This is a genomic window from Paraburkholderia sp. (genome assembly GCF_035948235.1).
In the GTDB taxonomy this organism is placed as follows: domain Bacteria; phylum Pseudomonadota; class Gammaproteobacteria; order Burkholderiales; family Burkholderiaceae; genus Paraburkholderia.
This window is the reverse complement of sequence record NZ_DASZJJ010000085.1, coordinates 30630-53256: the sequence shown is the minus strand read 5'-3', so window position 1 is coordinate 53256 and position 22627 is coordinate 30630. Positions and strand designations below refer to the sequence as shown.

Annotated in this window: 26 protein-coding genes; 16 read left to right on the top strand and 10 right to left on the bottom strand. The window is 65.1% G+C overall.

What is annotated here, in order from left to right; genetic code table 11:
* Nucleotides 1-2: 2 nt before the first annotated feature.
* The 3 genes from VG320_RS07065 to VG320_RS07055 form a co-directional block, all read right to left on the bottom strand.
* Nucleotides 3-788 carry an enoyl-CoA hydratase gene (locus VG320_RS07065; RefSeq protein WP_327199415.1) on the bottom strand — a complete coding sequence of 262 codons (786 nt, stop codon included), beginning with the start codon at nt 786-788 and terminating at the stop codon, nt 3-5.
* Nucleotides 789-807: 19 nt separating this feature from the next.
* Nucleotides 808-2511: an AMP-binding protein gene (locus VG320_RS07060; RefSeq protein WP_327199414.1), complete on the bottom strand. Its 1704-nt coding sequence runs from the start codon at nt 2509-2511 to the stop codon at nt 808-810.
* A gap of 142 nt (nt 2512-2653) precedes the next feature.
* Complete coding sequence (locus VG320_RS07055; protein ID WP_327199413.1) at nt 2654-3787, bottom strand: acyl-CoA dehydrogenase family protein; 1134 nt, start codon at nt 3785-3787, stop codon at nt 2654-2656.
* A gap of 260 nt (nt 3788-4047) precedes the next feature.
* Here VG320_RS07055 and VG320_RS07050 point away from each other — a divergent pair, with 260 nt between their 5' ends.
* The 4 genes from VG320_RS07050 (at nt 4048) to VG320_RS07035 (ending at nt 7826) form a co-directional block, all read left to right on the top strand.
* The gene (locus tag VG320_RS07050; protein ID WP_327199421.1) at nt 4048-5040 is read left to right on the top strand and encodes an AraC family transcriptional regulator; all 993 of its coding nucleotides are present in this window, start codon (nt 4048-4050) and stop codon (nt 5038-5040) included.
* A 124-nt stretch (nt 5041-5164) separates the two neighbouring features.
* The gene (locus VG320_RS07045) at nt 5165-5428 is read left to right on the top strand and encodes a DUF4148 domain-containing protein (protein ID WP_327199412.1); all 264 of its coding nucleotides are present in this window, start codon (nt 5165-5167) and stop codon (nt 5426-5428) included.
* A gap of 370 nt (nt 5429-5798) precedes the next feature.
* A complete protein-coding gene (locus tag VG320_RS07040) occupies nt 5799-7100 on the top strand; it encodes an NCS2 family permease (RefSeq protein WP_327199411.1) in 1302 nt (433 codons plus the stop codon).
* 192 nt (nt 7101-7292) lie between these two features.
* Entirely contained in the window at nt 7293-7826 is a 534-nt protein-coding gene (locus VG320_RS07035) for a cytochrome b (protein WP_327199410.1), read from the top strand.
* 99 nt (nt 7827-7925) lie between these two features.
* Here the strand turns inward: VG320_RS07035 and VG320_RS07030 are convergent, their stop codons facing one another.
* Nucleotides 7926-8213 carry a DUF1488 domain-containing protein gene (locus VG320_RS07030; protein WP_103703176.1) on the bottom strand — a complete coding sequence of 96 codons (288 nt, stop codon included), beginning with the start codon at nt 8211-8213 and terminating at the stop codon, nt 7926-7928.
* A 332-nt stretch (nt 8214-8545) separates the two neighbouring features.
* A complete protein-coding gene (locus VG320_RS07025; protein ID WP_327199409.1) occupies nt 8546-8764 on the bottom strand; it encodes a DUF2964 family protein in 219 nt (72 codons plus the stop codon).
* A 373-nt stretch (nt 8765-9137) separates the two neighbouring features.
* Between VG320_RS07025 and VG320_RS07020 the strand changes: the two genes are divergently transcribed.
* Both VG320_RS07020 and VG320_RS07015 read left to right on the top strand, forming a co-directional pair.
* Nucleotides 9138-11120 (top strand): sigma-54-dependent Fis family transcriptional regulator, encoded by a 1983-nt coding sequence (locus VG320_RS07020; protein WP_327199408.1) that lies wholly within the window; start codon nt 9138-9140, stop codon nt 11118-11120.
* 71 nt (nt 11121-11191) lie between these two features.
* Nucleotides 11192-11524, top strand: coding sequence for a 2Fe-2S iron-sulfur cluster-binding protein (locus tag VG320_RS07015; protein WP_327199407.1), 333 nt, complete (start codon nt 11192-11194; stop codon nt 11522-11524).
* Nucleotides 11525-11654: 130 nt separating this feature from the next.
* On the opposite strand, the gene VG320_RS07010 is transcribed toward VG320_RS07015, so the two are convergent.
* Nucleotides 11655-11942, bottom strand: coding sequence for a DUF4148 domain-containing protein (locus VG320_RS07010; protein ID WP_327199406.1), 288 nt, complete (start codon nt 11940-11942; stop codon nt 11655-11657).
* 358 nt (nt 11943-12300) lie between these two features.
* Between VG320_RS07010 and VG320_RS07005 the strand changes: the two genes are divergently transcribed.
* Nucleotides 12301-12561, top strand: coding sequence for a DUF4148 domain-containing protein (locus VG320_RS07005; RefSeq protein WP_327199405.1), 261 nt, complete (start codon nt 12301-12303; stop codon nt 12559-12561).
* A gap of 179 nt (nt 12562-12740) precedes the next feature.
* On the opposite strand, the gene VG320_RS07000 is transcribed toward VG320_RS07005, so the two are convergent.
* From VG320_RS07000 to VG320_RS06990, 3 genes are all read right to left on the bottom strand, one after another.
* Entirely contained in the window at nt 12741-13094 is a 354-nt protein-coding gene (locus VG320_RS07000) for a hypothetical protein (RefSeq protein ID WP_327199404.1), read from the bottom strand.
* 97 nt (nt 13095-13191) lie between these two features.
* The gene (locus VG320_RS06995) at nt 13192-13386 is read right to left on the bottom strand and encodes a YqaE/Pmp3 family membrane protein (RefSeq protein WP_327199403.1); all 195 of its coding nucleotides are present in this window, start codon (nt 13384-13386) and stop codon (nt 13192-13194) included.
* A 43-nt stretch (nt 13387-13429) separates the two neighbouring features.
* Nucleotides 13430-13624 carry a DUF1653 domain-containing protein gene (locus VG320_RS06990; protein WP_327199402.1) on the bottom strand — a complete coding sequence of 65 codons (195 nt, stop codon included), beginning with the start codon at nt 13622-13624 and terminating at the stop codon, nt 13430-13432.
* 250 nt (nt 13625-13874) lie between these two features.
* Here VG320_RS06990 and VG320_RS06985 point away from each other — a divergent pair, with 250 nt between their 5' ends.
* On the top strand, nt 13875-14090 hold the full coding sequence (locus VG320_RS06985; RefSeq protein WP_327199401.1) for a hypothetical protein: 216 nt from the start codon (nt 13875-13877) through the stop codon (nt 14088-14090).
* Nucleotides 14091-14098: 8 nt separating this feature from the next.
* On the opposite strand, the gene VG320_RS06980 is transcribed toward VG320_RS06985, so the two are convergent.
* The gene (locus VG320_RS06980) at nt 14099-14845 is read right to left on the bottom strand and encodes a GntR family transcriptional regulator (RefSeq protein ID WP_327199400.1); all 747 of its coding nucleotides are present in this window, start codon (nt 14843-14845) and stop codon (nt 14099-14101) included.
* 170 nt (nt 14846-15015) lie between these two features.
* Between VG320_RS06980 and VG320_RS06975 the strand changes: the two genes are divergently transcribed.
* The 8 genes from VG320_RS06975 to VG320_RS06940 all read left to right on the top strand — a co-directional run bounded on the left by VG320_RS06975 (nt 15016) and on the right by VG320_RS06940 (nt 22560).
* Nucleotides 15016-16266, top strand: coding sequence for a cyanate transporter (locus VG320_RS06975; protein WP_327199399.1), 1251 nt, complete (start codon nt 15016-15018; stop codon nt 16264-16266).
* A gap of 239 nt (nt 16267-16505) precedes the next feature.
* Nucleotides 16506-16949, top strand: a complete 444-nt coding sequence (locus VG320_RS06970) for a hypothetical protein (protein ID WP_327199398.1) — start codon at nt 16506-16508, stop codon at nt 16947-16949.
* Nucleotides 16950-17337: 388 nt separating this feature from the next.
* Entirely contained in the window at nt 17338-18021 is a 684-nt protein-coding gene (locus VG320_RS06965; protein ID WP_327199397.1) for an NAD(P)H-dependent oxidoreductase, read from the top strand.
* A gap of 373 nt (nt 18022-18394) precedes the next feature.
* A complete protein-coding gene (locus tag VG320_RS06960; protein WP_327199396.1) occupies nt 18395-18667 on the top strand; it encodes a transcriptional regulator in 273 nt (90 codons plus the stop codon).
* A 64-nt stretch (nt 18668-18731) separates the two neighbouring features.
* Nucleotides 18732-19658, top strand: coding sequence for a ferritin-like domain-containing protein (locus VG320_RS06955; RefSeq protein WP_327199395.1), 927 nt, complete (start codon nt 18732-18734; stop codon nt 19656-19658).
* Between the two features lie 67 nt (nt 19659-19725).
* Nucleotides 19726-21180: an indoleacetamide hydrolase gene (gene iaaH / locus VG320_RS06950; RefSeq protein ID WP_327199394.1), complete on the top strand. Its 1455-nt coding sequence runs from the start codon at nt 19726-19728 to the stop codon at nt 21178-21180.
* A 96-nt stretch (nt 21181-21276) separates the two neighbouring features.
* Entirely contained in the window at nt 21277-22080 is an 804-nt protein-coding gene (locus VG320_RS06945; RefSeq protein ID WP_327199393.1) for a transporter substrate-binding domain-containing protein, read from the top strand.
* A 210-nt stretch (nt 22081-22290) separates the two neighbouring features.
* A complete protein-coding gene (locus tag VG320_RS06940) occupies nt 22291-22560 on the top strand; it encodes a hypothetical protein (RefSeq protein ID WP_327199392.1) in 270 nt (89 codons plus the stop codon).
* Nucleotides 22561-22627: the final 67 nt, after the last annotated feature.

The window sequence follows — 22627 nt, the reverse complement described above, 5'->3', positions numbered from 1 at the left end:
CCTTAGTTCTCCGTTTCAAAATGCCAGTTCGGCTTGCGCTTTTCCAGGAACGCATTGACGCCTTCGCGCTGATTGGGCGATTCGAACAGGTCGAGCATGCGCTCGCGCTCGACCGCCAGCGCCGCGCTGCGCGGCACACCATTGCGCGCCTGATGGATGAGCGCCTTGCTCGACGTCACCGCCTGCGGACTGAGCGTGGCCACGCGAGCGGCCATGACGAGCGCCGCTTCGCGCGCGCCGCCCTGCGGCACCACTTCTTCGACCAGGCCGATGCGCAGCGCCGTGGCGGCGTCCACGCGCTCGCCGGTGAGAATGATGCGCTTGGCCCAGCCTTCGCCGACGAGCCAGGGCAGCGTCTGCGTACCACAACCGCACGGCAACAGGCCGACGGCCGGTTCGGGCAGCGCCAGTTGTGCGTGCTCTTCGGCAATGCGGATATCGCAGGCGAGCGCGCATTCCAGGCCGCCGCCCATCGCATAGCCGTTGATCGCCGCAATCACGACGGCGCGCGCGTTCTGCAGCGTTTCGAATGCCGCGCCAAACGCGCTGGCCGCTTCGCGCGCCACAGCGCGGTCGCCGTCGGCGAACGCAGTGAGATCGGCGCCCGCGCTGAAAAACTTCGGCCCCTGCCCCGTGATGACGATGGCGCGCACGCGCGCCTCGCGATTGAAGGTTTCGATCACCTGCTGAAGCTGGCGCAGACCGTCGATAGTAAAGGCGTTCACAGGCGGCCGAGCGAGCGTGACAAGCGCCACCGCGCCCTCGTGGAGGTACTCGAATTCGATCATTTCGGACTCCGTCCTGATTTCAGCGCAGCTCAGGGAAATCTTCTTCCCAGTACTCGTCGGGCTGGCGTGCGGGCTCGGCCGTGCGTTCCATTTCCCGGCGACGCAACTCCACGCGGCGGATCTTGCCGGAGATCGTTTTTGGCAGATCGCTGAACTGCAGACGGCGAATGCGCTTGTACGGGGCTAGTTTTTCGCGCGAGAAGCGGAACACCTCGCGGGCGAGATCGGGACCGGCCTCGAACCCCTGACGCACGATCACGAAAGCTTTGGGCACGGAAAGCCGCAGTTCGTCGGGGCTTGGCACGACGGCGGCTTCGGCGATCGCTTCGTGTTCGATCAACACGCTTTCCAGCTCGAACGGGCTCAGACGATAGTCGGACGACTTGAATACATCGTCGGCACGGCCCACGTAGACGAAGTAACCATCGTCGCGGCGTAGCGCCACGTCGGAGGTGTGGTAATAGCCGTTGCGCGTGGCGTACTCGCTGGCCTTCGCGTTGTTTGCGTAACCCGTCATCAGGCCCAGCGGACGCTGCGCCAGCGGCAGGGCGATTTCGCCTTCGCTCACGGGTTGATCGTCGGGATCGACCAGTTCGACGCGATAACCCGGCAGCGGCCGCCCCATCGAACCGGCCACCACGGGCTGGCCCGGCGAATTGCCGATCTGGCAGGTGGTTTCGGTCTGCCCGTAGCCGTCGCGGATCGTGATGTCCCACGCGTGGCGCACGCGCTCGATGATCTCGGGATTGAGCGGCTCGCCCGCGCCGACGATTTCACGCAGCTTTACCGCATGGCTGGCCAGCGGCTCCTGGACCAGCATGCGCCAGACCGTGGGCGGCGCACAGAGCGTGGTCACGCCGCACTGCACGAGCGCGGCGAGCGTGTCCTTCGGCACGAAGCGCGCGTAGTTGTAGACGAACACGCAGGCCTGTGCATTCCACGGCGCGAAGAAGCAACTCCACGCATGCTTGGCCCAACCCGGCGAGCTGATGTTCCAGTGGACGTCGCCCGGCATCAGGCCGATCCAGTACATCGTCGAAAGATGGCCGACGGGATAGCTTTGATGCGTGTGCTCGACGAGCTTCGGCTTGGAGGTCGTGCCGGACGTGAAGTAAAGCAGCAGCGGATCGGTGGCGCGCGTGGGACCATCGGGTTCGAAGAACACGTTCGATGAATAGGCCTGCGAAAGATCGATCCAGCCTTCGCGCGACGCGCCAACGGCAATGCGCTTCACGTTTTCGTCCAGCGCGTCGAATTTCGCGAGTTCGGCGGCATCGACCACGACGAAACTCGCACCGCCCGCTTCGACGCGCTCACGCACGTCATCGGGCGAAAGTTGCGTGGTGGCGGGCAGCACCACGGCGCCCAGTTTCATCGCCGCGAGCATCACGTCCCAGAGTTCGACGCGATTGGGCAGCATCAACAGCAGACGATCGCCGCGCCCAACGCCCTGCTCGCGCAGAAAGTTCGCCATGCGCGAGGAGCGTTCGGACATCTGCGCATACGAATATTTCGTGCCGCCGTGCGCGAGATCGTCGACGATCCAGAGCGCCCGGCTGTCGTTGCCGCGCGCGATCACATCGAAATAATCGAGCGCCCAGTTGAACGTGTCGAGTTGCGGCCACGCGAATTCCGCGTAAGCGCGCTCGTAGTCGGTGCGGTGTCGCTGCAGCAGATCGCGCGCTTCGATGAAGGCCTGCGCGGAAGGGGTGAACCTTGTCATCGTCGTCTCCTGTCGATCAGAGTTGGCGCTTTAGCGCTTACTCTGATCCCATGCAGAGCACGTCGGCTGCACCTGGCGCGTTAGCGCCTGGTGCAGCCCCGTGCCGAGCTGATATGCGGCGCGATGGCGCCTCGTTTTTATTTCACAGCTGCCGCGCAATCACCATGCGCTGCACTTCGCTCGTGCCTTCGTAAATCTGCGTGATGCGCGCGTCGCGATAATGACGCTCGACCGGATAGTCGTTGAGGTAACCATAGCCGCCGTGTATCTGGATCGCGTGCGAGCAGACTTCCTCGGCCATTTCGGACGCATAAAGCTTGGCCTGCGAAGCCTCCGAAAGACAGGGCTTGCCCAGCGAGCGCAGCCGCGCCGCATGATGCACCAGATGGCGCGCGGCATTGATGCGCGTGTGCATATCCGCCAGCATGTTCGCGACGCTCTGATGGCCGATGATCGCCTCACCAAACTGCACGCGCTCGTGCGCATAAGTACGCGCCGCATCGAAAGCCGCGCGCGCAATGCCCAACGCCTGCGCCGCGATGCCGATACGCCCCCCCTCCAGATTCGACAGCGCGATCTTGAGCCCTTCGCCGCGCTGGCCGAGCAGATTCGCCTCGGGAATCGCGCAATCGACCAGCGAAATCGGGCAGGTGTCCGACGCGCGGATACCCATCTTTTTTTCGGGCGGCCCGACGTTGAAACCGGGCGTGTCGGTGGGCACGACGAAGGCCGACAGACCACGCTTGCCCGCATCGGCATCGGTCACGGCGAACACGATCGCAAGGCTGGCGCGCGAGCCGTTGGTCACGAACTGCTTGTTGCCGTTGAGCACCCATTTGCCGTCGCGCAGCTCAGCGCGCGTGCGCAGATTGTTGGCTTCGGAACCGGCCTGCGGCTCGGTCAGGCAGAACGCGCCGATCATCTCGCCGCTCGCCAGTTTTGCGAGCCAGCGGTCCTTCTGCGCGTCGCTGCCGTACTGCAGGATCGGGCCGCAGCCCACCGAGTTGTGCACGCTCACGAGCGTCGCGCACGAAGCGCAGCCCGCGGCGATTTCCTCCATCGCGAGCGCGTAGGCCACGTAATCGGTGTAAGAGCCGCCCTGCTCTTGCGGCACGATCATGCCGAGAAAACCCAGCTCGCCCAGTTGCGCGACGACTTCATCGGGCAGCTTGCCTTCGCGGTCCCATTGCGCCGCGTTCGGCGCGAGGCGCTCGCTGGAGAAATCACGCGCGGCATCGCGGATCATTCGCTGATCGTCGGTATAGAACTCGTCCATCTGTGTCTCCTTCCTCGGCCCGTTTCTGGGTCTATGTCTGCATCGCTGCGTGCCGGATTGCCGTTATTCGCCACTGTCGCGCGGCGCGGCGCCCGCCGCAAGGCTCCTGAAAAGTGTAGGCAGGAGCGCGTGCGGATTCGATGCCCGCCACGCTCAAATAGACTGAGCTGATTTACCATGAACGCTTCGGCAACCCCGTCAAAGGCCTGTTCGTGCAGCCAGGGAAAACCAGCAAAGTGAGCGAAAAAGGCACGATCGCGATGAGCCTCGTGCACGAGACGATTGCGCTCGCGCGTGCGCGCGGGCTGGACGTGACACCCATCGCGCAGGCGGCGGGCATCGCCCTCGACGCCCAGACACGCGTAAGCGCCGCGCAATACGGCGCGTTATGGGCGGGCATCGCGCGCGCACTCGACGACGAGTTCTTCGGCCAGGATTCGCACGCGATGAAAAGCGGCAGCTTTATCGCCATGACACACGCGGCGCTCGGGGCGCGCACCGGCCGCCAGGCGCTGCAGCGCACAGTGCATTTCATGCGGCTCGTGCTCGACGATCTGGCGGGCGAGATCGACATCGACGCGGCGCGCGTGCGCATCGCGCTCAATCATCGCGCGGGCGCGCCAGCGCCGGCCATGTTCGCCTATGCAACCTGGTTCATCCTCGTCTACGGCCTGCTGAGCTGGTTGGTGGGACGGCGCATTCCGGTGATCGCGGCGCGCTTTCGCTGCCCGGCGCCGGTCGCGGCCGAGGAATACCAGACGATGATCTGCGATGACATCGCCTTTGATCAGGACGGTTCGTGGTTCGAGCTGGCGCCCGCGTTTCTCGACTTGCCGGTGATCCAAACGGCCGCTTCGGCGCGGGCCTTTCTGCGCAACGCGCCGGGCAATTTTGTCGTGAAGTATCGCAACCCTGGCTCGTTCGCGGCGCGGGTGCGGCGTACGCTGCGCGCGCTGCCCGCCCACGCCTGGCCGGACGCCGACACCATCGCGCAACGCCTGAACGTCGCGCCCGCGACGCTGCGGCGGCGTCTGCATCAGGAAGGTCATAGCTGCCAGTCGATCAAGGACGAACTACGCCGCGACCTGGCGGTGGCGGCCTTGCAGGACCCGGCGCGCCCCGTCGCGGATGTCGCTGCGTCGGTGGGCTTCGCTGAGCCGAGCGCGTTTCACCGCGCCTTTCGCAAGTGGACCGGCTTGCGCCCGAGCGAGTACCGCCAGATGCGCGAGCGGGTGGCGGCGAAGGCGCGGTGAGCTTGCCATCGGCGCACGCGCGCTGCCCGCAATCCTGCGACGGCACCTTACTCAAACTTACCTTTCAGTTATCGAGATAGCGCCTATACTTTTAAGGGTTATCCCTAATACGAAAGGCCGTATCATGACTTCCCTTTCACGTATCGCGCTTGGCGTGTTCGCAGCGGCCTGCTGCGTGGCATCGGTATCGGCAGTGGCGCAGCCGTACGATCCCTCGGCCCCGATGACGCGCGCCCAGGTGCGCGCAGACCTCGCGGAATGGCGCGCGGCTGGTTACGATCCACTCGACTGGATCGACTACCCCGAAAACGCCCAGCGCGCAGGCGCCATCGTCGCGGCGCGCCGCGCGGCACGTATGTCAGGCGGCATGCCGCAGCCGATGCAATAAGCGCCCGTTGCGGGCGCTTCTTCCGGGGCGGGAGCGTCGATCCGCGTTTTCAGGCGGATCGGAGTTGCCGCTTTGTCTGTTTCACCCCCGCCCGACTGCCGCCAGACTGCCACCCGATTTTCACCGGACTACCACCTGAGTCAGTCCTGATTGCGCGCACATCGACCTTCACGATTGCTGCGCGCCGCTGCACAAATTGTTGCAGCGACTCCACGCGTTTCGCCCTGCCATTTCTGCTCACGACGGACAATTGTTTACAATCCCGCCCGTAGCGGCCTGACCCGGCATCCGCGACGCCTTCCGTCGCCCGCCCGCCGACGCCGCTCACCACAACAAATCAACCCGCTCGACTCTCAAGGGCCCGATCTTCATGGACGCCATCAAACGCTATTTCGGCTTCGAGGAAGCAGGTACCAACCTGCGCACCGAAGTCCTCGCCGGTTTCACGACCTTTCTTACGATGGCCTACATCATCTTCGTGAATCCGTCGATTCTCGGCGATGCCGGCATGCCCAAGGAAGCCGTCTTCGTCGCCACCTGCCTCGTCGCGGCGCTGGCGTCGATCGTCATGGGCCTCTATGCGAACTACCCGATCGCGCTCGCACCCGGCATGGGTCTGAATGCGTACTTCGCGTACGCCGTGGTCAAGGGCATGGGCTTTACGTGGCAGGCCGCACTTGGCGCCGTGTTCATCTCGGGCTGCCTGTTCTTCGTCGTCACGCTGCTGCGCGTGCGCGAGGCCATCATCAACGGGATTCCGCATTCGCTGCGGGTGGCGATCACCTCGGGTATCGGCCTGTTCCTCGCCATCATCTCGCTCAAGACCTCGGGCGTGATCGTCGGTAGCCCCGCCACGCTGGTCGAGCTTGGCAATCTGCACGATCCGCACACGATTCTCGCGATCATCGGCTTCTTCGCCATCGTCACGCTCGACGTGCTGAAGGTGCGCGGCGCGATCCTGATCGGCATCGTCGGCGTGACCATCCTGTCGTTCTTCTTCGGCGGCAACCAGTTCCACGGCATCTTCGCGACGCCGCCGTCGATTGCGCCGACCTTCGGCCAACTCGACATCAAGGGCGCGCTCTCGGGCGGAATCCTGAACGTGGTGCTGGTGTTCTTCCTCGTCGAACTGTTTGACGCGACCGGCACACTGATGGGCGTGGCGAACCGTGCCGGCCTGCTCGTGCACGGCAAGATGCACCGTCTGAACCGCGCCCTGCTGGCCGACAGCACCGCGATTCTCGCGGGCTCGGTGCTCGGCACTTCGTCGACCACGGCTTATATCGAAAGCGCCTCGGGCGTGCAGGCGGGCGGCCGCACCGGCATGACCGCGCTGACCGTCGCCGTGCTGTTCCTCGCCTGTCTGTTCATCGCCCCGCTCGCGGGCGTGGTGCCCGCCTACGCGACCGCGCCGGCGCTGCTGTACGTGTCGTGCCTGATGCTGCGCGAACTCGCCGACCTGCCGTGGGACGACGCCACCGAAGTCGTGCCCGCCGCGCTCACCGCGCTGGCCATGCCGTTCACGTACTCGATCGCCAACGGCGTCGCCTTCGGCTTCATCTCGTATGCAGGCCTGAAGCTGCTGACGGGCCGTGCGCGTCAGGTGCGCCTGATCGTGTGGCTCATCGCGGCGGTGTTCCTGTTCCGCTACTTCTATCTGGCAGGCGGTTAAACACCACGCGCCACGCGCGGATTCCGATCCGATGCCAGAACGGGCGGCCTGCGGGCCGCCCGTTTTTGTTGGTGTTTCGTTTGCAACAGCGCGAGCGAGGTCAACATTCCGGCCATGCTTGCGCACAGCGCGGCGCACACTCCTTATCATGCGAACACCCCATGATTACGCCGCTGAGCCAAGGAGCCGCTTTTGGCCACTTTCCCCGCCACCGCCGAACGCTATTCGAAGCCCGCCATCTTTTTCCACTGGGCGATCTTTCTGCTTGTCGCACTCGCTTATCTGGCGATCGAGATCCGCGGACCCAAGGGTTCTGACAGCCGCACGCTCTGGAACACCGTGCACTACTGCGCCGGCACCGCCGTGCTGGCGCTGGCTGTGCTGCGGCTGCTCTGGCGGCTGTGGCGCGGCGCACCGCACGAAATCGACTCCAACCGCGTGCTCACTTTCCTGTCGCGCGTCGTGCATCTGGCGCTCTATCTGTTTATTTTCGTGCAGCCGCTGCTCGGCATTCTGACGGTCAACACTGGCGGCCAACCGGTCACGCTGCCCGGCCTCGATCTGCAAATCGTGCTGGTCGGCCCGGACCCGCTCGCGCGCAAGCTCATCAAAGATGCGCACGAGTTGATCGGCAATGTCTTCTATTGGGTGATCGGCATTCACGCGCTGGCGGCGATCGCGCATCACGTGTTCTTCCGCGACAACACGCTGCGACGCATGCTCTGAGCGCCCTCAAAGCAAAAACCCCGCAACGCGCGGAGCGTTGCGGGGCGTCGCTGGGGCTATTGATCGGTCAGCCGCAGGTCAGGCCTCTGTCCAGTCCGTTCAGGACGCGTGCGCCTGCACGAAGCGCACATAGCCGCTGCGCAGCGTCAGGCACTGCGCGCGCGTTTCGGAAAGCAGGCGGCGCGCGACCGCCTCGATGCGCTCACGATGATGATCGAAGGCGTCCAGCACGTCCTCCGCACGCGGCGATGCGGCACCGAAATGATCCTCCAGCGCCGCCGCCGTGATCGTACATTCCACCCTCTCTCCATCGATCATTGCCGGGAACGCCAAAGTCAGTTCTCGCCCCGAGTATTCAGGGGCCTCGTTCGGAAACAGGATCTTCATGGGAGTCGCCTTAGGGTAGGAAGTGAGCGGGGGCCGCGGTTTTCGATGCACCTCCTCGGCATACACGCGGTTCAAAATGTCGACCGCCGCACGTCTCGCTTCGCGAACCCGTTGCGGCGGTCGATTGGATTCACTTTAGGACACTTCGCGCGGCTGGCAAGGTCGACTTTGTCACACGCGCGAAATGTTCTTCGCGGCCCTGTTTTTCAGCGTCCGCTGGGTCTGAGCTGGGTCTGAGTTGCGGCAGCGAATGCGGCGCACGTTGCGCGCGCAAGCGCAATTTCGATGATGCAGTGCAGCGTCGCCCAGGCATGCGCGACGTGGCCCGACGATCAGGATTCGCGATGCTGGTGATGTTCGATTTCGACGTCCCTGGGATGGACTGTCAGCATCACGACGAATGCGGCGATACCACCCGCCACGATCGCCATGCCGTAATCCACGTAGATGTGCTCGTCGAAGAGCAGACCGTGGATGGCCAGCGCGAGACCGGCCAGCGCGGCAAAGACGGCAAGCGCCGCCACCAGGATCCTCAGTTCGCCATGGACCATGATGCACTCCGCAAGGGAGCCGCGACGGCCCTGAAAACCCCGTACTGCGCATTGCGCCGCCGCCGGAACGCCGTTGCGCGTCCCTGTATTTATCCTGGCACCCGTGCACGGAAAGGCAAGCAGCCGTTGCGATGAATTGCCCCCGCCCGCCGCGCCGGGCAGCAATTGCCCGGATGCAGCGCGCGCCGGGCTTCCTGTACCATGGACCGAATACCTGCCGGGCGCGCATCGGTTTTCGTCATGCTGCAAAGCAGCGATAACGTGCGCACGCCCAGGCAGACACGAGCAGCCGGCGCGCATGGATTCGAACGCTTCCGATTGGATCGGAACGGATCGCAATGCATGCGCCAGCCGGCCAGACATGGAGACACGCGTGACCCGACGCCCAACCGTCACCGTCAAGGCACCCGACGCGGCCCGCGCCGACGCGATCGCCCAGGCGCATGCGCGCTCGCGCTCGCTGGGCCTGCGTGCGAGCGCCACGCCCGAGTTCGACGCCCTGGCGGGCGCCGACCTGCGCAATCTGATCGACGCTAACCGCACGCTCTACCATCAGGCGCGGCCCGTGATGGACGCGCTGCACGCGCAGATCGTCGATACCGAAAGCATGGTGTTGCTCACTGACCGTAACGGCGTGATCCTGCACAGCCTCGGCGACACCGATTTCGTCGAGAAGGCGCGCCGCGTGGCGCTGCGTCCCGGCGTGTCGTGGGCCGAGCGCGACCGGGGCACCAATGCGATCGGCACGGCGCTCGTCGAGAGCCAGCCCACGACCATCCATGCAAGCGAGCACTTCCTGCGCGCCAACCACATCCTGACCTGCTCGTGTGCGCCCATCGCCGATCCGTGGGGCCGCACGCTCGGCGCGCTCGACGTGAGCGGCGAGTCGCACGGCTTTCACAAACACACGCTGGCGCTCGTGCGCATGTCGGCGCAGATGATCGAGAACCATCTCTTCAACACCGAATTCGCCGATGCCGTGCGCCTGCAATTCCACGCGCGCGCGGAATTCATCGGTACGCTGTACGAAGGACTGGCGGCGTTCGCGCCCGACGGCACGCTGCTGTGTGCGAACCGCAGTGCGCTGTTCCAGTTCGGCGCGCCGCTCGCAACCTTGCAGCAGCGCGGCTTCGACGCGCTGTTCGGCATCCCGTTCGCGGCTTTTCTGCAGCGGCTCATGCAGGCGCACGGCAACCCGAATACGCCGCTCACGCTTACGCTGCCAAGCGGCGTGCGCGTGCTCGCGCAGGGCACTCCCGGTGCGACGGTTTCGCGCGCGCAGCCGGCATGGCCCGCGACTTCTGCGCCGGCCGCCGCATCGGCCGGTCGCAGCGAAAACAAATCCGGGCGCACGACCGCCACCGACTGGCAGCCGACACTCGCCGATCTCGACACCGGCGACGCCCGCATGGCCGCCGTGCTCGAGCGCGTCGCGCGGGTGCGCGGGCGCGACATCCCGGTGCTCGTGCTGGGCCGCACCGGCACCGGCAAGGAATGGCTCGCGCGGGCGCTGCACCAGGATTCGCCGCGACGCAGCGCGCCCTTCGTCGCGCTCAACTGCGCGGCCTTACCCGATTCGCTGATCGAAGCCGAATTGTTCGGCTACGAAGACGGCGCGTTCACGGGCGCGAAGCGGCGCGGCAGCCCCGGCAAGATCCAGCAGGCGCACGGCGGCACGCTCTTTCTCGACGAGATCGGCGACATGCCGCTCGCGCAGCAGGTCAGGCTCATGCGCGTGTTGCAGGAGCGCGCCGTGGTGCCGCTCGGCGGTGCGCGTGCTGTGCCGGTCGATCTGCGCATCGTCTGCGCGACGCACCGCGACCTGCGCGCAATGATCGCCGAAGGCACCTTCCGCGAGGATCTCTATTACCGCATCAACGGACTTGCGGTGACGCTGCCGCCGCTGGCCACGCGCAGCGATCTGGATGCGCTCGTCGCGCGCGTGCTGACGCTCGTGCGCCGCGAGATTCCCGAAGCACCCGCGCGCATCGCGCCCGAGGTGCGGGCCTGCTTCATGCGTTGCCGCTGGCCCGGCAACCTGCGCCAGCTCGCCAACGTGCTGCGCACCGCCGCGATCATGGCCGAAGGCGAGGACGCCATCGAACTCGCCCATCTGCCCGAGGATCTGATCGACGATTGCGACAGTGCCGAAGATGCGCAGGCGCCCGATCTGGCCGCCGATCCGCCAGCCGTCATGCCCGATATCGCGTCCGACGCGGCGCCCGCGCGTCTGGCCGACTGGCAGGCGCGCCTGATCGACGACACGCTCTCGCGCCATGGCGGCAATGTCTCGGCGGCGGCGCGCGAGCTGGGACTGGCGCGCAACACGGTTTATCGGCATTTGCGGCGGCGCTAAAGGTACGCGGCGGGGGCGCCGCCTGGTTCCAGGTTAAGCTTCGCGGCGACGCTTTGCCGATACGCCCGCCTATGAATCCCGACGCACCCGAATCCCGCTCAAATGAGAACGACGCGGCCCATGTGCCGGTCGTGCGCGTAGAGCCGCTAGGTGGGGAATTCGAAGCGCCAGCCGAACTCACCCTGCTCGAAGCGGCCAGTTTTGCGGGTATCCGCCTGCCGCGCCTGTGCCGCAACGGCACCTGCCGCACCTGTCTGTGCCGGCTCGTGAGCGGCGAAATCCGCTACACAATCGAATGGCCGGGTCTGTCGCGCGAGGAAAAGGCCGAAGGTTACGTGCTGACCTGCGTGGCGGTCGCGCAAACGGACCTCGTGCTGGACGTGCCCGAGGCCGAGTGGTCCTGAGCTAAAAAACCTTAAAAAACGAAAAACGGCCCGCGACGTTGCATCGCGAGCCGTTTGTTTCCTGTTTCCTGACCGGGCGTTGGACGCCCGCCGCTCAGGTTCGAGCGGCCTTATCGATATTACTGCGATCTTACTGACCGCCGAAGTACACCGACTGCGGACCACGGCGAGCCGCTTCCGAGACATATCCAGCGCCAGCCGCCGACGTGCTGCTCACACCACCATAGGCGCTGTCGCCCTGGGTGACGGCCGCGCTACCTGCGCCAACGACGTTCTGATTACGGCTCGTTTGCTGGAACTCGACGAGCTGGGCGCGCACCTGATCGCGCGTGAGGCCCTGGTCGGCAGACTGGGCGAAAGCGGCCAGCGGGGCGGTGCAGGCTGCGGCGATAACAACGGCTTGAATCAGCGACTTCATGATGTGACCTCCGGAATTGTTTGAATCGCCCGGCATGCTGCATCGCGATGCGCGTGTTCGAGCGTTGACTGGATTCTAGGCAAGCCCTTGATCCGGATATATGCCGAAGTCGGCGAATTCCAGTTGCGGATTTCGCAATAATCGATTTACTGCAGCGCAACAATGTGACCCCAAATCTCTCCCTTGTGCTGTCTACCTGTACGAAATAATCAGACAATTTCTCCCGTCGATTGTTGTCGCCAGGAGAACACTGAATTCGTTTTCTAAGTATTTACCCTAGGCCTTCGAACGCATACATTGCTGCCATGGGTTACGCCATCGCGTGAACCCCTCAAAAAAGAAATCGGAGGTAGTGGAAATGAAATCGCTTCTTGGAGCTGCGCTCCTCGCCGCAGTGGTCGCCGTCCCGACTGTTTCGTACGCACAATCGCAAGAGCAAGGCCTCACGCGCGCCGAAGTCCGCGCCGATCTGGCGCAACTGCGTGCTGCCGGTTACGACCCGAGCGACTGGATGCACTATCCGCAAAACATTCAGGCTGCTGAGCAGAAGGTTGCTGCCGAGAAGGCCAACACGGCCTACGGCTCGTCGACTGGTTCGACCTCGCAGTCCGGCCAGTAAGCACTGGTTCGAAATAAAGGCCGCCTTGTGCGGCCTTTATTTTGTTTGCAGCGCCCAATGCAATCAGGCCCGCCGCTCTTTCGAGCCGCGGGCCTGATTGTTTATGGCAGCAATTGAGGGCACTCACTATGCGCCAGGTCAGGCGCCAGTCGAGCGATCCGGTGAACGGGCTAACGGGCTTAGCGACCGCCACCGCCGTGACCTCCGCCACCGTGCCCACCACCGCCACGGCCGCCTCCACCATCGTGACCGCCGCCTGACGGCCCCCATTGGCCGCCGTGACCACCGCCGCCATGCCAGCCGCCGTGACCGCCACCCCACGGCCTGCCATGATCGCCGCCGTGCCAATGGTCACCGCCACCACCCCCGCCCCAGACACCGATATTGACGCTGCCATAAGCAGGGGCGGCGTACCCCGGCGCGTAGCCGTAATCGTAATAGCCCGGTTGGCCGTATCCGTAGCCATAGCCCGGCGCCACCGCACACCCGGCCAGCAGGGTGATGGAACCCAGTATCAGCGCGATTTTCAACATGACGTGCTCCCCTTTCTACTATGTAAGAAAGAGGATTCGTTATGAAGTTCTCGCTGAATTGTGAGCGTGAATTACGAATGTAACTGCGCGTGTAGCCTCAGTTGCGGCCGCCGAAAGCGTCGTTGATCTTGCGGTCGGTCTGATACTGGCTGAGCGAATAAACGGCCCAGATGGCGGCCGGAATCCAGCCGATCAGCGTGATTTGCAGGATCAGGCAGATGATGCCGGCGATCGGCCGGCCAATCGTGAAGAACAGCAGCCAGGGGACGATAAGCGCAATCAGAAGACGCATCTTGGAAAAATCCTCGAGGACGGTTCAAGCAAAAAAGAAAAAATCAGTTGACCGGCGCAAAGCGCGGCACGAGCGAGCCTTCGAATTCGACCAGTTCGAAGAACACCGAAGCCGGCCGCGTCCAGATCGTGCCGTTTGCCGCGCGGTACACGATCATCGTGACCGTCGGATCCGATTCGAGCGTCGCCTCGCAAACGAGTTCATACATTCCGCCCTTGTAGTGCCGATAACGCACCATTGTGATTACCTCGTCGATTGCGCAAGACCGTCTTGCATGATCCGCCAGTGTAGCAATGACGCGCGGTGGCGTGCGACGGCGCTTTCTGCGCCCTGCCGTCGCAGACGAACGATACCGCGCTTTTAATACGCAGTCCGGATCAATGAGCATAAACCGGCGTGCACTCGCATGCCGGGATTTTTTTTGCGCTGGCGCAAGGCTTTTTGTCGTGCAATAAAGCATGCATTGCCACACTCGCTGGAGCCACGCGATGGCCACGCTCGAAGCCTTCCGCACCGTACTCGACGATCCGCATACGCCCGAGATCATCCGCAATCACATCATCGATTCGCTGCAATATGCGCTGCGCAATCACGGCCAGATTTTCGCTTCCAAAGAAGTCGAATGGCTCGCGACCTGGGACGACGCGCGCATTCCGCTGGCGGCGTCCAGAGAGCTGAAACGGCGGGTCGCCGAAATCAGCTAGCCGCGCCTTCAATCCGCGCGCATGGCGAACACCGCCTTGAGATCGTGCTGCGAACGCAGGCGCGCCTGACGCGCGATGCGCTCTTCGATTTCGTCGAGGTGTTCGCGCATGGCCGCGAGCGCCGCAGCCTGCTCGCCGCTCTCCAGCGCCGCGATGATCTGCGCGTGCTCGTCACTCGCGCATGAGGTGGCCTTCGACGGATCGAAGAGCGCCTTGTAAAGCTCCGTCTTCGCGACCAGTTGCGCGAGCGCCGCTACCAGCGCGGCACCGCCCGCCAGCTCGGTCAGCAGCAGATGGAACTGGCCGGCGAGCCGCACCGCTTCATCGACGCGACCTTCACGCAACGCCTTCTTCTCACTGCGCACGTGCGCGGCGAGCTTGCGGCGCATGCCCGCGTCGAGTCTGCCGCACAGGCTCACGACCACGCCCGCCTCCACCACCTGACGCGCCCGGAAAGCGGCGCGAATGTCCTCCTCGGATGGCGACGGCACAAACGCGCCGCGATTCGGCGCGAGCACCAGCTTGCCTTCGAAACCCAGCCGCGCCAGCACCTTGCGCAGCGCGCCGCGCGTACAGCCAAACGCCGCGGCGAGTTCGCGCTCGACCAGTTGCTGGCCCGGCGCGAGCTTGCCCTGCAACAGCGCTGAATTGATGGCAGCGTAGACCTGCGCTTCGACGTCGGCATCGTCGCCAGCCGCGGCGGGCGGCGCTTCGGTGGAGTGAGCGGTACGTGAGGATCGGGTCGAGGAAGCCATGAAGCGATGCGCGTGAAAGAGCCAGCCGGCATTGTAACGATGCTGCCAGGCGCGCGTCATACAACGTGAGCCGTCGCGGCCGCTATACCTGGCATAGCAATCCACCGCCCAGATTGTTGACAATCAATCTGTATAATGGTCAACCAAAATAGCTTTGAAAGGTTGACCGAATGCCTGCTTCATCCAACCCCACATGCGTCCGGGCAGCGGACGCCAGCGCCATCGTCTGGTACGCCACCATCGTCGCCATCGGGCTGAATCTGCGCCCGCTGCTCACCTCGATCAGCCCGCTCATGACGACGATCCGCGAAGCGACCGGCCTGTCGTTCTACGGCGCGTCGCTGCTGACCAGCCTGCCCGTGGTGGCGATGGGGCTGGGCGCGTTCGGCACGGGACTGCTCGCGCGCAAGCTGGGCGAGACGCGCGGGGTGGCGCTCGGTCTCATCGCGATTGCGGCGGCCTGCGGCGCGCGCGCATTCGCCGCTAGTGGCGGTGCGCTCATGCTCACCGCCACGGCTGCGGGCGCGGGTGTCGCCGCCATCCAGGCGCTGCTGCCGGCCGTGATGAAGCAGCGCTTCGCGCAACGCGTACCCCTGGCGATGGGGCTTTTTTCGGCGTCGATCATGGGCGGCGGCGGTCTGGGCGCGAGCCTGAGTCCGCTGGCGGCGCGGCTGGGTGGCTCGTGGCATATCGCGCTGGCCGTCTGGGCCGTGCCTGCGCTGCTGGCTCTGGTGCTGTGGTTGTGGCTGAACCGCGGCGCACGGACAACGGCAAGTACGGCGGCGGCGCACAACCACGGCCATCACGCCTCGGTGCCGGTCTGGAAGAAGCGCCGGGCGTGGACGCTGGGCCTGCACTTCGGCCTCGTCAACGGCGGTTACACCAGCCTCGTGGCCTGGCTGCCCGCGTACTACCAGCAGCATGGCGCAAGTGTCGCGGCCAGCGGCTCGCTGCTGGCGGCCATGACGGTCTTTCAGGCCGCCTGTGCCCTGCTGCTGCCGCTCGCCGCCGCGCGCTTCACGGATCGCCGCCCCTGGCTGATCGCCGGGCTGAGCCTGCAGTGGATCGGCATCGTGGGTCTGGCGGCCTGGCCCGAGGCCGCGCCGCTGCTGTGGGTCGCGGCGGCTGGCGCGGGCCTGGGCGGCACGTTCTCCGTCACACTGGTGACCGCGCTCGACCATTCGGGCGACCACCGCATCGCGGCACGGCTCGTGGCGTTCGTTCAGGGGCTGGGCTTTGTGATCGCCGCGCTGGCGCCGGTCGTGGCCGGACGCGTGCGCGATCTGACGGGCGGGTTCACCGGCGCGTGGATCATGCTGGCCGTATCGATTTCGGCGATGATCGCGCTCACGCTGGCCTTCTCGCCGCGCAGCTACGGGCGCTGGCTCGGCCTGCATGGGGGCACCGCCCTCGACGCCTGATCTGTCGCCGTATTCGATCTCCGTACGCGGCGCCCACGGCAAACCCGGACGCCGCGTGCGCGCAACACTCTCGCGCGGCGCGCCGTCAAACGTTTGCATTCACCGCTGTACGAATGTACAGTGCGTGCAGCCCGGTTGCCGTACCGGGCTTCGCCGCCTGCGGGCGTGCCCGCCAGCCAGCGCAAGGTGCGCGGCCGGCGCGGCGGGGCGGCCCTGTTCATCAAAACGGAGATCACGACGTGCGATTCATTCTGACGGGGACGATGCTGTGCGTTCTCGCGTCCACCGCGCTCGCCGGGGAACACTACACCGAGATCTGGAACCCGCCCGAGGCGCGCACGCCCGGCGCGCATCCGGTGTCGCCCGACAGGAAAGCGCACGCGCATCACACGAAGAAAAAGCTCGCCAGCGTCGAGCGTCCGGACACGCGCAAGATTGCCGAACCGGCCATGCGCGCACCGGCTCCCACCGTGCCGATGCTTCCGAACGGCGCATCCGGTCAGGGCGGCGCGACCGGTGGCGTGAAGTCGAAAACCGACGGCCTGCCCGAAATTCCACCGCAGATCGGCCCGGACGGCAACGTCCTGCAGGTGAGCTACGCCGCTGCGGCGCGCCGCCAGCACAACCCGTCACCTGCCGCACTCAAAGCGCTGCCCAACGTCTCCGTCTACCGCGCTCAATAAGCGCAAGGCATCGCGCCGCTCATTCCCGCATCGGCGCCTTCAGAAAACGTCTCCAGAAAAAAAGCGGCCCCGCCACCTTACGGTGCGGGGCCGAATCCCATGTCAAGGAGATGCTCATGGAGGAGACGCTTTCATCGTACCGATGCCCGCACGCCGCCCCAACCAATGCTTTCAGCTATGCATATGGCGCGGGCCGCACAGGGCTGAACCCGTCGCCTGCGCATATCGTTAGAACAAAAAGTCGTTTCGCGCGACATGGCGCGGTCACTAAGATGGCAGTTCCGACGTGAACGCATTCTTTGCGCCGGCCCGCAGCCGCAAGACGCGTTGCCGCGCGTGCGGCGACGCATCCGGACACGGGCCCCACCGCTTACCCGAGGAGCACCCCTTGAGCATTTCCGATTCCAGACATCGTCCGCTCGTCGTTGGCATCGGCGGCACGACGCGCGAAGCGTCCTCCACCGAACGCGCACTGGCCTTCGCGCTGCGCGGCGCGGAACAGGCCGGCGCACGCACGCAACTGTTCGGCGGCACCTTCCTGCACAGCCTGCCGCACTACGCGCCCGAAGCCGCGACCCGCACCGACGCCCAGCTCGAACTGATCGAAGCCGTGCGCGCGGCGGACGCAGTCATCATCGCTACGCCTGGCTACCACGGCGGCGTGTCCGGCCTCGTCAAGAACGCGCTCGACACGCTGGAAGAACTGCGCGCCGACGAACGCCCCTATCTCGACGGCCGCGCCGTGGGCTGCATCGTCACGGCCTATGGCTGGCAGGCCGCAGGATCGGTGCTGACGTCGCTGCGCTCGATCGTGCATGCGCTGCGCGGCTGGCCGACGCCTTTCGGCGCGGGCATCAACACGCTGGAAACGCGCTTTGACAGCGCGCATCAATGCTCCGATCCCAAGGTCGTCGATCAGCTTTCGACGGTGGGCCAGCAGGCCGCGCAATTCGCGCTCGCTTTCAACACGCAACGCGCGGCGCACCCGTCGCAAACGCTTGCGACGAGCGCGACCAGCACAACCAGCGCCGCTTCTGCGCGCAATGAAGACCGCCTGAGCGTCGCGGTTTAACGCCGCGCCCGATACAGCCGAAGCATGACGGGGCGCCGCGCGCCTCGTCTTTCTGTTCGCCGTTTGCGCTACGCGCACCGGCGCTTCCCCTTCCGAGCGCCTGCCTTTGCGCGCCAGCGCACAGAGGCGCACGCCTTGCGTCGGCCAGCCCACAGACGCCGCATTTTGCGCGATCGACATTGGAGCCGGGCACACCAGCTCGCCTCATCGCGATCATTCTGCTGACCGTTCCAGTCCGCCCGTGATTTGCTTGCGACGAAAGATTGGTTCCCCTCGCGCATGGCAGCCCCTACGCTGGGCTCGTACTGGCAAACGCACAAGCGAGGTACTCATGCGCAATTCGCATACAGGCAGAACGCAGGAGCTGGACGCCATGAACGCACCCATCCGCTACAAAGGCTACGAAGTCGCGCCCAGCGCGCAGGCATTGCCCAACGGGCTGTACGCCGCCAATCTGACGATCGGCACGCTCGCCGCCCCCGCAACGGGTCAATCCGCCGCTCAATCCTCAAGCGCGCGCGGCGGCGCGAGCCAGAAGATCGTTTCATTCGACGCACTGGATTATTTCTTCGACGAACGCCATGCGCTGGCCTATGCATGCCGCTGGGCGCGCATGTGGATTGACGAGCAGCGGCGCTGCGCGTGAGCCAGCGCCTTTCCTTACGGTTATGACAGAATAGGAGTCACATTACTGTCATCCTTTACGCTCCATGTCTGACACCCTGACGCCAATCGAGGACGTCGGCGCCACCGACCTTGCCGACCAGGACGCCGCGCTGCGCCACTGGACTCACGACACGCCAGGGCCCATCAGGATAGGATCGGACGAACATCGCAGGATGTTCAGCCGGATGTTGCTCGACACCCACGATCCGTACCGTCCCGCCGTGCTCGACTGGCCGAAGCTCGAACCCGACGCGCTGCGCCGGTTGACCTCGCTGCCGATCTGGGACATCGCCGTGCAGACCGAAGGCCGCGCGTCGATCCGCGTGAAAACCTACGCGAAAACCGTGCGCGATCCACTCCTGCGCGAAGCCATCGAAATGGACGGCGACGAGGAAGCGCGCCACAAGGTCGTGCTCTCGCATCTCGTGCAGGCCTACGGCATCGAACTCGCGCCCGAACCCAGCTACCCGCCGCCGAAAGATCCCGAATGGGCGTGGATGTTCACGGGCTACAGCGAATGCATTGACAGCTTCTTTGCGTTCGGCTTGTTCCGCTCCGCGCAGCGCTCGGGATTCTTCCCCGCCGAACTCGTCGAAACCTTCGAACCCGTGATCCAGGAAGAAGCCCGCCATATCCTGTTCTTCGTGAACTGGGTGGCGTGGTATCGCAGCAATCTGCCGTGGTGGCGACGTCCCTGGCACTCGCTGCGCGTGGGCGCAATCTGGATCAAACTGGTGTGGGACCGCGTGGCGATCGCGCGCGGCATCGACGCGGACGGCGTCGCGCAAGATTCAAATTTTCTGCCCGCCAACCGCGAAGTACTGGGCGATTCGCTCAAGCCGCATGAGATGATCGAACTGTGCCTCAAGGAAGATGAGGAGCGCATGAGCGGCTACGATCCGCGCCTGTTGCGCCCGCGCGTCGTGCCCGCGCTCGCGCGCCTGGCGCTGCGCTTCATGAAGAAGAAGTAAACAAACCGGACACCGCGCACGCGACAACGATCGCATCGCCATCACGGCTGCACGAGGAGAAGACTGCATGACCTGGACTGTCGACCAGCAGCTGGAACTGACCTCGACGCAAGCCGTCGAGGCGATTCGCGCGGGACGCCTCAAAGCCGCCGACTATGTCGCCACGCTGATCGCGCGCGCCCAGGCGCTCGCCAATCTCAATGCGCTCACCGCGCTCGACGTGGAAGGCGCGCTCGCCGCCGCACAGCGTATCGACGCGCTAGGCGCCAACGAGCGCACGCATCTGCCGCTCGCGGGCCTGCCCGTGGTCGTCAAGGACAACATCAACACGCGCGTGCTGCCCACCTCGGCGGGCACGCCCGCACTCGAAGGCTTTGTGGCGGCGCGCCACGCGCCTTCAGTGCAACGACTCGTGGATGCTGGCGCCATCGTGCTGGGCAAGGCCAATATGCACGAGCTGGCGTTCGGCATCACCAGCACTAACCTCGCGCCGCATGCCGGCCCAGTGCGCAATCCCTGGGACCCCGAACGGATTCCCGGCGGCTCCTCAGGCGGTACGGCCGCGGCGATCTCGGCGCGCATCGTGCCTGCCGGACTGGGCTCCGACACCGGCGGCTCCACGCGCATTCCCGCCGCGCTGTGCGGCATCGTGGGCCTGCGTCCGAGCGTCGGTGACGGCGGCACGCAGCGCCGCTATCACGACCCGCAGGCCGTCGTGCCGATCAGCCATACGCGCGACACAGTCGGGCCGATGGGCCGCACCGTCGCCGATGTCGCGCTGCTCGACGGCGTGATCACCGGGCTCGGCCCGCTCTCGCAGGCAGCCGTCACGAATCTGCGCATTGGCCTGCCCGCGCCGTTCTGGGCGGGACTCGAAGCCGCCACCGAAACAGTGGCGCGCGCCGCGCTCGCGAAACTGACGGCGGCGGGCGTCACCCTCGTGCCGGTCGAGATGAGCGACATCTTCACGCTCAACGACCGCGTGAGCATGGCCATTGCGCTGCACGAGCCGATCGACGATCTGCAGGCCTGGCTCACGGCCAACCAGACGCCCGTCCAAACCGTGGCCGACGTGGCCGCGCGCATCGCCAGCCCCGACGTACGCGCCGCCTACGATGCGATCCTTGCCGACACGCGCGGCAGCGACTATCAAACCGCCATGACGGTATGGCGGCCGCGCCTGCAGCAACTCTACGCGCAGACTTTCGCCGCCAGTGGCATCGACGCGCTGCTGTTCCCCACCACGCGCCTCGCCGCCGTGCCGATCGACGATCTGAACGGCTCGTCGAGCGTGTCGATCGACGGCGGCGCGCCCATCGACGAACTGGAAGCCTATCTACGTAACACCGACCCCGCGAGCAATGCCGGCATCCCAGGCCTCTCGCTGCCCGCCGGACTCACCGATGCGGGCCTGCCCGTCGGACTCGAACTCGATGGCCCCACCGGAAGCGACCGCCGGCTGCTCGCAATCGGCCTTGCCTTCGAGGAAATTCTCGGCACGCTGCCTGCGCCGGGCATCTGATCCCTTATGCAAACACAGGACACCGAATCAATCTGATTTCGTAACCCGCTGCACAGTCACAACGTAGTTCCTACATAAACAATCAGGAGACAGGTGATGAAGGTATCGAAGCTCTTTCTCGCAGGCGCGCTCGCGCTATCGACCCTCGGCTTCACGGCCGTGGCCGCGCACGCCGAAGACCTGCTGGACAGCGTGAAACAGGCGGGCGTGCTCAAGATCGGTCTGGAAGGCACTTACCCGCCGTTCGACTCGCGCAATAGCGCGGGGGAACTGGAAGGATTCGACGTCGATGTCGCGAAGGCCGTGGCCGCAAAGCTCGGCGTCAAGCCCGAATTCATTCCCACCGAATGGAGCGGCATTATCGCGGCGCTGCAGGCCGGCAAGTTCGACGTGATCGTCAACCAGGTGACCATCACGCCGCAACGCCAGCAAGCGCTCGATTTCAGCCAGCCTTATACGTATTCGGCTGCGCAATTGATCCAGCGCGCCGACGACAAGCGCAGCTTCACCTCGCTCGACCAGTTCAAGGGCGAACAGAAGATCGGCGTGACGCTCGGCACCAATTACGACCAGATGGCGCGCGCCGTGCCCGGCATCAATGTACAAACCTATCCTGGCGCGCCCGAGAAGCTGCGCGACCTGGCCGCGAAGCGTATCGACGCGACCATCGACGATCGTCTGATGCTGCCGTACATCATCAAGAATTCGCAGTTGCCACTGCGTCCTGGCGCCGTGCTCAAGGGTGCGAATCAGGAAATGGGCATCCCGTTCCGCAAGGGCAATCCGAAGTTCGAGAAGGCGATCAACGACGCGCTCACGCAACTGAAACAGGATGGCACGCTCAAGAAGATTTCGATGCACTGGTTCGGCAGCGATGTGACCGTGCCGATCGCGCAGTAAGCGCAGGCATAACCCTATCTTCACGCTTCACCGACAGCGCCTGACTCGCGATGAGTCCGGCGCTGTCGTCTTTTCAGCAGCGCGCGAACGATCTTCGTCAAGAATCGTCAGAGCGCTCATTGCCCTGTCAACGCCTGTCGTTCGCACCCGTTAGCCGATAGTCTGCCCGGCATTGCGCCCCAGACGAACCGGATTAAAAAGGGAAAAAGCATGCGAATCCCAGGTGTTTTGTGTGGTGCGGCGGTGTTCACGCTCGCTTCGATGGCGGCGCACGCCGATGATTTCGGCTTGCGCGACAATGGCGCACCCGCGCAAATCGTGCAACACGCGCAGACGCATCACGACGATAGCCACGAGCGCGGGCGCGCCGCACATTGGCGCGAAGAGCGTCGGCGCGATGCGCACGCGCACGACCACCACGGTCAGCACGAAGACAGCGGCGCGGTATTCGATCCTCGCCGCACCGATTACCGCAGCTAGCCACATCGCTGCGCTGGGGCAGAGGACGGGCATCGCGCGAATTGACCGCTCAATACTGGTCCCCTAC